Raw genomic sequence first — 12,641 nt, forward strand, 5'->3', positions numbered from 1 at the left:
ATATGTTGCATAGCCTAAGGGGCAAGTTAGTCTTGCTATACCTGCCAGGGGTTTATAACTTTGACTTTACTACAGCGCCTATACCTATCAATCAGCAATGGCAGAATTCCCGCTTCGAAGGGGGCAGGGGGATGTTAATCGTGCTCGAGAATCCTGCCAATCTTACAATCCTAGAAATCCTGATTCTGACAAATCATACCTGTACACGATTCGGACAGGTCGTGACCTGTCTCTACAAACCTAAACTCTCAAACTCCCTAAAGCTCATCCGGTGACTTAAATTCATTCATCTGGCTCCAGCGTTCTTTCTTGCCTGCTTTCACTTCTATTTTTTCCGGTCTGATAACTCCTTGTTCGCCGATGGTCCAGCTTAAGGGGCGACGTTCTTTCCCTACCCGGTCGGCCAGTAGCATCAGGCCTTCCATGAAGGCGTCTGGTCGGGGAGGGCAGCCGGGAACGTATACATCTACTGGCAGGAATTTGTCCACGCCCTGCACTACGCTGTAGATGTCGTACATGCCGCCGGAGTTGGCGCATGAGCCCATCGAGATCACCCATTTCGGTTCCATCATTTGCTCGTGTAGACGTTTGATGATAGGGGCCATTTTGATGAAAACTGTGCCGGCGATAATCATCACATCTGCCTCCCGGGGGGTACCCCGAATTACTTCTGCTCCGAAACGGGCCAAGTCGTATTTAGGCGTCATGCTGGTGGCCATTTCCACAAAACAGCAGGAGAGACCAAAGTGAAAAGGCCACATGGAATTTTTGCGACCCCAGCCAATCAGGTCCTGCAGCGTGGTAAGCATAATGCTTTGCTGCACAGTCTCTTCATAAGAACTGGTGCCTGTCAGGGCATTGGCCGGCGCCTCGGGTTTGCTTAACCACCATTTCATAGCGTAGGGTGTTTCGTTATACCTTTCAGACCTAAGTATTATCTGACAGTATTATACCTCTCGTCAAATAATCTTAAGTCTTTCAATTGTCTACTAGTTTTCTGTCTAAAGCCTCAATTAAGACTTGGCTTCTGCAGCAATCGTTTGTAAGCGGCCAGTATTTTCTTGCCATCCGGACCGAAGTCCAGAGCACCGTTACGCCACTCGTATACCAGCACCACCACCAACATTGCAATAAAGACAAGCACGCCGAAATAGCCATACCAGCCCAGTTCGGGGAAAGCAATGGCCCATGAGAAAATAAAGATGGTCTCTACGTCGAAGATTACGAACATCATGGCGACCATATAGAACTGAGAGGAGAAGCGGATGCGGGCACCGCCTGCGCTCACAATGCCGCCCTCGTAGGGCTCACCGGTGGCGCGTGCGTTTCCCCGCTGGCCCAGCACGTATGAAAGGCCCAGTATAAGTAGCACCAGGCTAAGCACAATGGCGCCATACACTGCCAGGGGCCACAGTAACGTTGTTGTTTCGGCTGTTTCCTGCATGGTTTCTCCTAAATCGATGATATCCGGGCTACTACTCGTGGTGCCCGGTTATATACTGCTCGAGGTCTTCAATAATGCATTTTTGCTCGTCAATCATGCATTTCACGATGTCACCAATAGACACCAAACCTACGAGTTGTTGATTCTCCATAACAGGCAGATGGCGGATGTACTTTTCAGTCATCAGTGCCATGCACTGGTCTATGGTCGTGTCGGTTGTCACCACAACGGGGTGCTCACTCATGATTTCGCGCACCAAAGTATCGCGCGAAGCCTTACCCTTAAGGATAACTTTACGGGCATAGTCACGCTCGGTGAATATCCCGGCAAATTTGTCATGATCCATCACAATGAGTGCGCCCACGTTTTGAGCCACCATTTTTTCGAGTGCGCTGTAAACAGTGCTATCGGGGGAAATGGAGATAACCCTATTTCCCTTTTTCTGGAGTAAGTGCCTGACAGTTCCCATAATACCTCCCGTATTCTTGTAATATATGCTTGAATGTTAGGGTGTTATACGAGAGTGTTTTAAAACCGGACAAAGAATTGTTTAAATAGTACTTAAAAATATTATAACCCTTGAGATTTGTCGTAAAAGCTAGCTTACCTTGAACTGATGTTATGGCTTAAAACAGGTGGCGGACAGCTAGTAAAGGGACTGGTATTTATATAAGATTGATTTGTATATAATTCAAAACCAAGTAAATAGACCTTCGTTATGAGATTAGGTGTGAATTTGAGAACTCACTTCGACCAGTTATACCTCAGCTTATATGTAGCCAGCCATGGAACCGTTCATCAAGCACTTCAAAGACATCAGTTACAAAGACATCAGCAAAGTGGGTGGGAAGAACGCCTCGCTTGGAGAGATGTATAACCAGCTCAACCCGGAAGGTATACGCGTGCCCGATGGCTACGCAACTACTTCGGCCGCCTACTGGCAGTTTCTGGAGCAGCATAATCTGAAAGCACAATTAACGGAAGTACTAGCCAGGCTGGACACCAACGATTTTCATAACCTATCCGAAGTGGGCAAACAGGCAAGGGAACGGATTCTGAGTACGCCCTTGCCGGATGAGATACGGGCAGAAATTGAGAAAGGCTATACCTATTTGAAATCAGCGTATGGCCAACATATTTCGCTGGCCGTGCGCAGCAGTGCCACTGCCGAAGACCTGCCCACTGCCAGCTTTGCCGGTCAGCTCGAAACCTACCTGAATGTGAGCGGACTCCAGAATCTTTTCAACGCCTGTCACCACAGTTATGCCTCACTGTTTACGGACCGGGCCATCAAGTATCGGGTAGACAATGGGTTTGAGCACATGCAGGTGGCACTCTCGGTAGGTATACAGACCATGGTGCGGTCAGATAAAGCGTGCTCCGGGGTGATGTTCACGCTCGATCCGGATACGGGATTTGAGAATGTGGTCGTGATTTCGGGCTCCTGGGGCCTTGGTGAGAACGTGGTACAGGGCGCTGTGAATACCGACGAGTTTGTCGTATTCAAGCCCATGATTGACAAAGCAAGGCAGCCGATCATATCGCGCAAGCTTGGGAGCAAGGCAAAGACCATGGTGTATGCCGAAAGGCCGGGAGATGATTTGCAAAGTCCAACAGACGCTATCGTCAATCTTGACACTCCCGCGGAACAGCAGGAACAATATGTGTTGGCAGACGAAGAGGTGGTGCAGCTGGCGAAATGGGGCAAGCGCATCGAGGAACACTACCAGCAGCCCATGGACATTGAGTGGGCCAAAGACGGCAACTCTGGCGACCTATTTATTGTGCAGGCTCGTCCAGAAACAGTCCAGAGCCAGCATAAGAACCAGGCTTTTTTCACAGAATATACCTTGCAGGAAACGGGAAAAGTGCTCTGCTCAGGTATAGGGCTAAGCAACCGCATTGTGTCAGGTATAGCCCGCGTGTTGCAGACCCCAGATGAGAGCAACAGGCTGCAAGCAGGGGAGGTGCTGGTTACCCGCAAAACCGACCCGGACTGGGACCCCATTCTAAAAAAAGCCAGTGCCATCATTACCGATCAAGGCGGTCGCACCAGTCATGCCGCCATTGTGGCACGGGAGGTAGGTGCCGTAGCTGTACTGGGTACCAGCGATGCTACCAGAACCATACAGGACGGGCAGGAGGTTACTGTGTCGACGGCGGGAGGGGAGACGGGTTATGTGTATGAAGGTAAACTCGCGTGGAACGAGAAAAAGACCGATATGAGCAAGCTCGGTAAACCCCACACCAAAGCCATGCTCATTCTCGGTGATCCGGAACAAGCCTTTAAGTATTCTTTTCTGCCGAATGATGGTGTTGGGCTGATGCGCATGGAGTTCATCATTACCAACTCCATCCAGATTCACCCCATGGCGCTCATCCATTTCGAGCAGGTGGAGAATATAGAGGCCCGTGAAAAGATTGAACAGCTCACGCACCATTACCCAAACAAGGCAGACTATTTTGTTAACAAACTGGCCGAGGCGACAGCGGTTATTGCAGCGGCATTCTACCCCAAAGTCGTGATTGTGCGGATGAGCGACTTCAAGTCGAACGAGTATGCCAATCTGGTGGGGGGCCGGCAGTTTGAGCCGGACGAGGCCAACCCGATGATCGGATTGCGTGGGGCCTCGCGTTATTATCACAAGCTCTATCAGGAAGGCTTTGAACTGGAATGCCGGGCCATGAAAAAAGTTAGGGAAGAGATGGGCCTGACGAATGTGAAACTGATGATCCCTTTTTGCCGCACCGTGCAGGAAGGAGAGAAGGTGATCAGGCTGATGGCAGACCATGGGTTAAAGCGCGGGGAGAACGGCCTGGAGGTATACGTGATGGTGGAGATCCCAAGCAATGCCTTACTGGCCGAGGAGTTTGCCGCGCACTTTGACGGCTTTTCCATCGGCTCCAACGACCTCACACAGCTCACCCTGGGGGCCGACCGCGACTCAGGCTTGCTCAGCGATATCTTTTCACCCTTTGACCAGGCGGTGCAGCAACTCATTGTGATGACCCTACATAAAGCCAAGAAAAAGGGCACCAAAGTCGGACTCTGTGGCCAGGCCCCGAGTGACTACCCCGCCTATGCTGCCTTCCTGGTAGAGCATGGCATCGATAGCATTTCCTTTAATCCGGATGCTTTTTTCAAAGGACTGGAAAACATGCTGGCGGCGGAGCAGAAAAAAGGGAGGTCTTAAGCCTGGATTGCCTCTGCTAATAAAGCGTCAACCTGTATGCCATTGGAGACGTGCGGAATTGTGTTGCAGGTGATAACCTGGGCAGCTCCGGCCTGAAGCAGGGCCTCATAGGCTCCCTCGGCAAAAACTGCGTGTACACCAATGCAAACGGGTGCCTGTGGCGTGAGTTTTTTCAGGTGCTGCACGGTTTCGATCATGGTACTGGCCGTGGAGATGATGTCGTCTACCAGCACAGGCGTATGCTGCTGGTAATTGGCCATTTCGGGTTGGGTCACCTGCACTTCACGGTCGCCGAGTCGGGTTTTGTTCAGCACCAGGTAAGGCGCCTCTGCTAGTCCGGCCACTTCACTCACCCACTGCAGGCTCTCTTCATCCGGACCGATCAAAATTGGCTTGTTAATGTGAGCTTTCACCCAGGAAGCAACAATTGGGGCGGCATGCAGCGCCTGTGCAGGTATAGCGTATAGCTCGTGCATGTCGTGGAAGCGGTGCAGGTGCGGGTCAATGGTGTAGAGCCTGTCTACGGTGCCCGAAAGCAGGTCTGCAAAATAGCGGGAGGTGACACCCTCGCCGGGATAGAACTGCTTGTCCTGCCGCATGTAGGCCAGGTAGGGGGCTACCAGGCTTACTTCGGCTGCTCCTAGTTCTTTCGCGGTGTTAGCCATGAAGTAAAGGGGTAGCAGCTTTTGGTCCGGCTGGTGCAGTGTGCAAACCAAAATGACCTTCCGGTCCTGCACATCCGATAGAATGCGTACGTAGCTCTCGCCATCCGGGAAACGACGTATAACGGCTTCTCCAATCTCAGCCTGTAAGTGCACTGCTAATGCTGCAGCAAGGGCTTCGTTTCCGGACAGGGCAAATACGAGGGTTTTCATGGGCTAACCAGTTCTACAATATGGCCTGAGCTATGCAGGTAATTAAGGGCGTAGCTCAACTCGCCCTGCGACTCGGAAAAGATCGTAAACAGCGGCTCTCCTTTTTTTACATACCTGCCGAGCGGAGCCTGAAAACGTATACCTGCGCCCGGAGATTTTGGAGCACCCGCCAGCTTAGCGACTTTGGCCAGCTTCCGGTTGTCGATGTTGCGCACCACGCCACTTGACATGGCCATTACGTCGTGCTGTAAAGGTGCGGCCACAGGCTCCCGGAAACCTCCCTGAGCAGCGCAGATGCTGTAGAATTTTTCAAGGGCCACGCCGCTTTGCAGGATTCCCATTGCCTTTTCAAAACCGCCTCCTTTGGGTACCAGACCAGCTACCTCGAGCGACAAACCAGCCAGTTGTACTGCCCGATCACGCAGGTCCGTGGGGGCGTCTGCTTCGTTACGCAGTACCGACAATACATCCATTGCCTCCAGGGCAGGGCCTATACCGCGGCCCACGGGCTGGGATCCGTCCGTGATCAGCACTTTCACTTCCATCCCGATTGCCAGTCCTACTGCCCGGAAGTAGTATTCCAGCAGAAAGGCCTCTTCCTTGGACCGTACCTTGGCTGTCTGGCCCACCGGAATGTCGATGACAGTATGTGTAGAACCTGCGGCGGCTTTCTTGGACAGGACGGAGGCGATCATTTGCCCGGCACTGTCCACGTCCAGGGCTTTTTCTACTGAAATGATAATGTCATCTACTGGACTCAGTTTAACAGCGCCGCCCCAGGCCATGCAGCCGCCTTCTTTCTTTACGACCTCCTTTATCTGTTCCAGCGTCAGGTCAACCGGTGTCATGGTTTCGATGACGTCGGCTGTGCCGGCAGGGGAGGTGATGGCTCTGGACGAGGTTTTGGGTATAGTCAAGCCAGCGGCGGCCAGGATGGGTACCACGATCGGGGTGGTGCGGTTGCCCGGCAGTCCGCCTACACAATGCTTGTCTACGACCATTTTTTCCTTCCACTGCAGGCGTGAACCGGATTCGATCATGGCGCGGGTGAGGTAGATCACTTCATCGAGCCCCAGGTTGTCGCCGGAGCAGACGGTTACAAAAGCAGCGATCTCTATTTTAGAGTATAGGCCCTGCGTGATGTCTGCGATGATCCGCTGAATGGCCTCTTCGTTGAACTTTCGCCCGAACATCTTCGCCCGCACCTCGCTGAACGAAAGAATAGGCCGTAAATGGGTGACAGTGATCAGATCTCCTTCCTGTGCATGCAGGTGCCGAAATCCCTCTTCAGAAAGCACGGCTTCACCGGGATGTATGATGTCAGAAGTGATGACATTGAGTGTCGCGATGATATGGCGCGAACCATGGTTCACCGATACCCGCGTATTGGCCGTGAAGCCTTCGGACCGGCATACCTGACAGTCGGCCCGCATGAAGACGATGTTTTCGGTATGCGTGTCGATGCCGAGGCGGCGCAGGCGCAGTATGTTGGAGTTGTTGTCAGGCATAGCGTCCGTTGCAAAGGTCCTCTACTTCTTTCATCACACGTGTGGCCCGTTCCTCGTTCAAACCAGCCCGGTGCAGGAGCTCCTCGTGGTGCAACAGCTCACTGCACAGCACGATTTTTTGGTCCAGTAGTCGTTGTTTTTCCGCTTTGGTAAGCGTAGTCAAGGTGGTAAGCGGGTATAGTCGGTACGAGTCCACAATGTCTTTGAGGCCCCCTTTGTGCGGATAATCCCAGCCGACCAGCTTCATTTGCATGCAGGAGGCAAAGCGGATGGCATCTTCGGTGAAGCGGGTGTTCGTCATCACCCAAACCTCATGAAAGCGAATTTCAAACTCATTTTCAGATGGCCATACCTTTTCCACGTCTTTGAAGCGGGAATGGATATACATCGGAATTTTTACATCAGACTTGTTGCGCTTCAGGTTATGGTATTTACATTCGATCATCACCCGCTTGCCATCCTTCACCGCCAGCACATCTATTTCGTGGCGCACGCAGTGGCCGTCTATGAAAACGCCGATCTCTGTCAGGTAACCCTGCGCGCGCAGGATCTCGGCGACAAACTTCTCGAAAGGGAAGCCGGAAGGACCCAGTTGCATGATGCCCTGCTTTAAACTGTAGCGGGCAGCAGCCGTGCTGGAAATCTGCTTGAGGATGGCAAAGGCCTTTCGGTAGATCTTTTTGGTGGAGATGCCGGGTGTGAGTTCGGGCACCAGTTGGCGGAGCACCTCATCGGCCTGTTCCTCATCGGCCCCGGACTTGAGGAGCGAGAGCCGGAGCTTGCCTACAGAGAAAAGTACTTTCTCGCCTGAAGCTTTTGTCACGACCAGATGGTCTAGTGTGTCCTTCATGGTGGGTGCTTGTTTAGGAATCAATTTCAGGAAAGCCTGGCAGATATCCAATTTATACCCACCATACCTGCAGGAAATTAATCTTTCGAAATGCGGGACCAGATCTCGTTCACCGGCGCACCCGTGCTGCTCTGGCCGGAGTGGTGCCAGTTGCCGTTTTTTACTTCATAATTAAAGCTGAGTGACATGCCCACCCGGCTGCTGTCGCGCGAAAAGAACTCGATGTTTTCGGTATACTTGCCGTTTTCGGCGGTATAGGTGCCTCCGCCCGTACCCGAGAACTGTCCTGTTTCGGAATTGAAGGCGATCCACTGGAAGCGGGTGCCCGAGAGTACTTTCAGCGTCTTGCGCGGACCGGGGCGCATGGTATTCATCTGCCCGTCACGCTCGCGCCCCGTAATGCGCCAGGTGCCCGCCAGCGGGGAGTTGCTGTTGCTTTCGTTGATGCGGTTCCAGGTATCTGTCGAACCGTCCCTGCTTAAAGTCCACTGGTCCTTTTCGAGTTTATAGTTCGCCGAAGTACTTGTACCTACCTGGGTAGAATCTATGGTGTTGAATTCATAGTTGAGCTCAAACGTACCGTTGGATAAGGTATAGGTGCCCCCGGTTGTGCCCAGAAACTGCTTGTTTTGCTGGTTGAAACGGGCAAACGTCATGAAGCCGTCCTGCACGATCATCACCACTTCATTGCCTTGGCCGTCAGTTGTTCGCCAGGCACCTTCCAGTTCCGTAGCCTGCCGCACAGCTTGAGTGGCTTCAGTTGATGCTGTAGCTGTATTGGTGGCAGCGGAGCTGGCGGCGGCTCCTTTTGGAACAGAGCTACTGCCCGATGACACTATCTGGTCTCCCGAGTTGGCAGAGCCGGCGCAGCCCATCAGGAACAAATAGGAGAGTCCGGCAACAGTTGTGTTTTTCAGTAGTTTTATCATCGATGCTTGAGGTTATGGGTTTGACATAAAAAAACCGCGCTATACCAGGTATAGGCGGCTTTCAAATGGTGGTTACTTTATCTTAACAGGCAACTCCAGGTTTTCCCAGCGCATCAGGATGCCATTTTTAGCGACCACATAGGCCAGTCGCTCGTGCATCTTAGCGGCTTTGCGGGGCTTTACCGTTACCCGCAGTGCGTCCTGCCGCTCATCGTACTCCGTGCCCCACTGTCCGGTGGCTTTGTTGAAAATGACTGTCCAGCTGTTCTCGTTCGGTATGGTATAGAGGCTGTACTTGCCTTTGGCCAGGTGTCGGCCTTCGATCTGCACATCCTGACTGAACTCGATCGTGGTGGCCTCGTTGGCACCGGCGCGCCAAACTTTGCCGTAAGGTACCAGTTCGCCCCAAATATTACGGTTTTTGACCGCCGGACTGCTGTATTCGATGGTTACCAGGGCATCGCCGATCTTGCCGGAGGCGGTAGCTGGCGGGCTCGGACGGTTATTCCTGTTGCCGTTTTGCGCCATGGTCAGCAAGGGAGCCAGCACCAGGATGAATAAGAGTATGTGACGTAAATAAAAGGAAGTTTTCATAAAGCGATAAAAGAAATACCTGAATGGTTAGGCTAAGATAGTCAAAAGTATAGACTGGATTGCAAAAAAATAGTTTAATACTGCAGCTGATTTTATGCGGTAAAGCTCCTTCAAACTGACTGAACGAAACCTGCCCGGGCTTCTGTTACAGGTATAGCCTCAGAAAAAAGCTCATATTCTGATCATGCATTTTATGTCCAAAAAACTTTATACCAGCATGGCTGGGTTGCTGTTTCTGGTAATATTTTACGCAAAGGCAACAGGTATAGGCAGTAATGCGGAGCCTATCGTACTGCGAGTCGAGAAGCTGCCGTTTACGCCCCGCGAGTTTTACATAGCTGATATCGTAGATGACCGCAGCGACCGCAAAGCGGTTGCCTACCTGCTGCCGGTAAGCGGGGCGGGTAAGTCACAGGCTGTCGATCTGCAAGGAGGTGCCCAGGTGGCGCTTCGTACTTTTATCCAAAAAAGCCTGCCTGCAGACAAATCACTACGGCCCATCATCATCCGGTTGAAGGAACTGCAGGTAAAGGAAGCACCTACGGCGAGTGGTCGGGTAGCCGGCAACATTTCAGTGATCATGTCCTTTGAAATGGAGCGGGAAGGGGAGACGGTGCCACTGCTGCAGTATAAGGGTGGTGGACGCTACGAGCGGTCAGTGACCCGAAACGAAGTGACAGCGCCCGCCATGCGCCAGTCGATTGTGGAAGCTTTGCGCTACCTCAACACTTGGATGGACCGCGAAGCCAATACCAATCCCAGGCTGGCCAAAGGTATAAAGGTGAGTTTCAAAGATTACGTTGGCTCAGCCGATCAGGACACTGTTTTCTACGACTCGAACCGGCCGCTCAACTGGAATGACTTTCAGGCGGATGTCAACAAAACGAGCCGCTTTTCTGCTACCGTTTTTCCAAGTTTTGCCTACGAGGGCGAGACGGAGATACGCGATGGAATTATTCACCTGAATCTGAACATGAAGGTATACGTGCTCAAAAGCTCCTCCTGGGTAAAGGAAAATGCGCAGGATCCCTATGGGCTCAACCACGAGCAGCGTCATTTTGATATCGTCAAACTGGTGTCGGAACGCTTCAAGCAGAAAATAAAACCCGAAGAACTCTCGCTTTCAGATTACAACAGCAATATCCAGTACCACTTCATCGAGTCTTTCCGAGAAATGAACCAGTTGCAGGAGCAGTACGACGCCGAAACCCGCCACAGCCTTGACAAAACCGCCCAGGACAACTGGAACAAGCGACTGGAGCAAGAGCTTAATGGTATAGGAGTGAAATGAGTTTAGGGTTGGAGAGTTCGAGAGTTGAGGAGTTTATATTTGGTTGTACTTTGAATTTTGCTTCTAACTTAAGTTATACCTAGGTATACAGATGTGGGTACTAAGTAAAAAGAAGGCCTGCCAGATTTTGCTGGCAGGCCTTCTTTTTACCTATTTAATAAAATTCTTAATTCTCAAACTCCTCAACTCTCCAACTTCTAAACTTCCTTCCCTTCCTGCACATAGAAGTTCGGGTCGATGGTCAGTTTGGTGCCGGCTTTTACTTTTTTGATTTCTTTCCAATCAGTTGTTGGTTCTAACCATTGTTCCTCGCCATTCAGGTATACCTTCACCGGCATATCGAAACCTTCTACTACACTGGTCCAGCGGTACGTTAGTTTTTTCTTTTCCAGTTTGTACTCCAGCGCAGGTAAACGGGTATCGCGCAGGTATTGGTCGAAGAAGCGGCTCAGGTCACGACCTGTGTGCTGCGAAAGGTAGTTTTCGATCTGCTCGGTTGTCACTGTCTGGTGATAGAAATCACGGTTGAGCCCGCGCAATATGCCGCGCCATTTTTCGTCGTCGTTCACAACCTGGCGCAAGGTATGGAGCATGTTGGCACCTTTCGGGTACATATCGCCGGAGCCGCTCTTGTTCACGTTGTAATGGCCAATGATCGGGCGGTCGTTTCGTATGTTCTGCCGTATCCCGATCACGTATTCGCTGCCCGCCTGCTTGCCGTAGTGGTATTCTACAAACAAAGGCTCCGAATAAGTCGTGAAACTCTCGTGGATCCACATATCGGCTACATCCTTGTAGGTGATGTTGTTGGCGAACCACTCGTGTCCTGTTTCGTGGATGATGATGTAGTCGAATTTCATACCCCAGCCCGAGCCGCTCAGGTCGCGACCGCGGTAGCCGTTTGCGTAGCCATTGCCGTACGTTACAGAACTCTGGTGCTCCATACCTAAATAAGGGGCCTCTACGAGTTTGTAGCTGTCTTCATAAAAAGGGTAGGGACCAAACCAATGCTCAAAGGCATCCAACGTGCGGCGCACATCCTTAAACTGCACTTTTGCTTTCTCCAGATTATCGCGGATTACCCAGTAGTCGCAATCCAAAACGCCTTTTTCGCCCTGGTACTTCTCGCCAAAATGCACATAGTCGCCGATGTTGATGTTGACCCCGTAGTTGTTGATTGGGTTAGTGACTGCCCAGTGGAAGGTACGTGTGCCGTCGGGGTTCTCGTCAACGCCACGCAGTCTGCCGTTCGATACATTGGTCAGGTCTTTCGGAACAGCCACACTGATCAGCATGCTGTCCGGCTCATCGTACATATGATCTTTGCAAGGCCACCACAAACTGGCGCCGTCGCCCTGGTTTGAACTGGCAATAAATGGTTTGCCTTGCGCATCACGCTTCCAGGTGATGCCCCCGCTCCAGGGCGGGTTTTTGCTTACCTTCGGCTTGCCACCATAGTATACCTCCACTTCGTTTTGAGCGCCCTTTTTCTGTGCGTCTATCAGCTGTACAAAATAGGCATTGCCTTCCTGACGAACATTCAGCTGCTTTCCGTTCTGCATCACCCGTTCCATTCGCATAGGAGGCTGCAGGTCGATCTGCATTATCTGGTAAGGATCCAGCACTTTGTAGCGAATTGTGTTCTTGCCGTGGATGCTGCTGTCCGCCGGATTCACACTGATGTCGAGGTGGTAATAGGTGAGGTCCCACCAGGCCCGCTCTGGGGTGATGGTGCCCCGCAGGGTGTCCTGGCGGGTAAAGGTGGGAGTTTTCTGCTGCGCCTGCGTCTCAAGGCTGCAGAGTCCCAGCAAAAGCGCAACTCCGGTAAGTGTACGCCTGGCCGATAGGTTTTTCATAGGTATAGCTTTCATTCAGAAAGCTTAAATTAAAAAGAATTTCGAAAAGGAACAGCCTACAGTATGTCAATTGTCACGCAGATAGGTATAAACGACAAAG

The 12,641-nt window shown here is 51.8% G+C and carries 11 protein-coding genes; 2 read left to right on the forward strand and 9 right to left on the reverse strand.

The window, feature by feature from the left end:
* Positions 1–257: 257 nt before the first annotated feature.
* The 3 genes from L1278_RS11725 to L1278_RS11735 all read right to left on the reverse strand — a co-directional run bounded on the left by L1278_RS11725 (position 258) and on the right by L1278_RS11735 (position 1,913).
* Positions 258–896, reverse strand: a complete 639-nt coding sequence (locus L1278_RS11725) for an NADH-quinone oxidoreductase subunit B (RefSeq protein WP_256488590.1) — start codon at positions 894–896, stop codon at positions 258–260.
* Positions 897–1,009: 113 nt separating this feature from the next.
* Positions 1,010–1,444 carry an NADH-quinone oxidoreductase subunit A gene (locus L1278_RS11730; RefSeq protein ID WP_253404366.1) on the reverse strand — a complete coding sequence of 145 codons (435 nt, stop codon included), beginning with the start codon at positions 1,442–1,444 and terminating at the stop codon, positions 1,010–1,012.
* A 31-nt stretch (positions 1,445–1,475) separates the two neighbouring features.
* The gene (locus L1278_RS11735) at positions 1,476–1,913 is read right to left on the reverse strand and encodes a CBS domain-containing protein (RefSeq protein ID WP_253404368.1); all 438 of its coding nucleotides are present in this window, start codon (positions 1,911–1,913) and stop codon (positions 1,476–1,478) included.
* 316 nt (positions 1,914–2,229) lie between these two features.
* On the opposite strand from L1278_RS11735, the gene ppsA reads away from it, so the two are divergent.
* The gene (gene ppsA / locus L1278_RS11740) at positions 2,230–4,638 is read left to right on the forward strand and encodes a phosphoenolpyruvate synthase (protein ID WP_253404370.1); all 2,409 of its coding nucleotides are present in this window, start codon (positions 2,230–2,232) and stop codon (positions 4,636–4,638) included.
* Here ppsA and L1278_RS11745 read toward each other — a convergent pair.
* From L1278_RS11745 to L1278_RS11765, 5 genes are all read right to left on the reverse strand, one after another.
* Positions 4,635–5,513, reverse strand: a complete 879-nt coding sequence (locus L1278_RS11745) for a ribose-phosphate pyrophosphokinase (protein WP_253404372.1) — start codon at positions 5,511–5,513, stop codon at positions 4,635–4,637. The two genes, ppsA and L1278_RS11745, sit on opposite strands and share 4 nt — an antisense overlap.
* On the reverse strand, positions 5,510–7,021 hold the full coding sequence (locus tag L1278_RS11750; RefSeq protein ID WP_253404374.1) for a thymidine phosphorylase family protein: 1,512 nt from the start codon (positions 7,019–7,021) through the stop codon (positions 5,510–5,512). Before L1278_RS11750 ends, L1278_RS11745 begins: the two co-directional genes overlap by 4 nt.
* Entirely contained in the window at positions 7,014–7,871 is an 858-nt protein-coding gene (locus L1278_RS11755; protein WP_253404383.1) for a restriction endonuclease, read from the reverse strand. The genes L1278_RS11750 and L1278_RS11755 overlap by 8 nt, the downstream gene beginning before the upstream one ends.
* 77 nt (positions 7,872–7,948) lie before the next feature.
* The gene (locus tag L1278_RS11760) at positions 7,949–8,800 is read right to left on the reverse strand and encodes a membrane or secreted protein (protein ID WP_253404385.1); all 852 of its coding nucleotides are present in this window, start codon (positions 8,798–8,800) and stop codon (positions 7,949–7,951) included.
* Positions 8,801–8,872: 72 nt separating this feature from the next.
* Complete coding sequence (locus L1278_RS11765) at positions 8,873–9,394, reverse strand: DUF2911 domain-containing protein (RefSeq protein ID WP_253404387.1); 522 nt, start codon at positions 9,392–9,394, stop codon at positions 8,873–8,875.
* A gap of 193 nt (positions 9,395–9,587) precedes the next feature.
* On the opposite strand from L1278_RS11765, the gene L1278_RS11770 reads away from it, so the two are divergent.
* Positions 9,588–10,685 carry a hypothetical protein gene (locus L1278_RS11770; RefSeq protein WP_253404389.1) on the forward strand — a complete coding sequence of 366 codons (1,098 nt, stop codon included), beginning with the start codon at positions 9,588–9,590 and terminating at the stop codon, positions 10,683–10,685.
* Positions 10,686–10,882: 197 nt separating this feature from the next.
* Here the strand turns inward: L1278_RS11770 and L1278_RS11775 are convergent, their stop codons facing one another.
* Positions 10,883–12,541, reverse strand: a complete 1,659-nt coding sequence (locus L1278_RS11775; RefSeq protein ID WP_253404391.1) for a M1 family metallopeptidase — start codon at positions 12,539–12,541, stop codon at positions 10,883–10,885.
* Between the last annotated feature and the right edge of the window lie 100 nt (positions 12,542–12,641).

Source organism: Pontibacter sp. HSC-36F09, assembly GCF_024171605.1.
Taxonomy (GTDB): Bacteria; Bacteroidota; Bacteroidia; order Cytophagales; family Hymenobacteraceae; genus Pontibacter.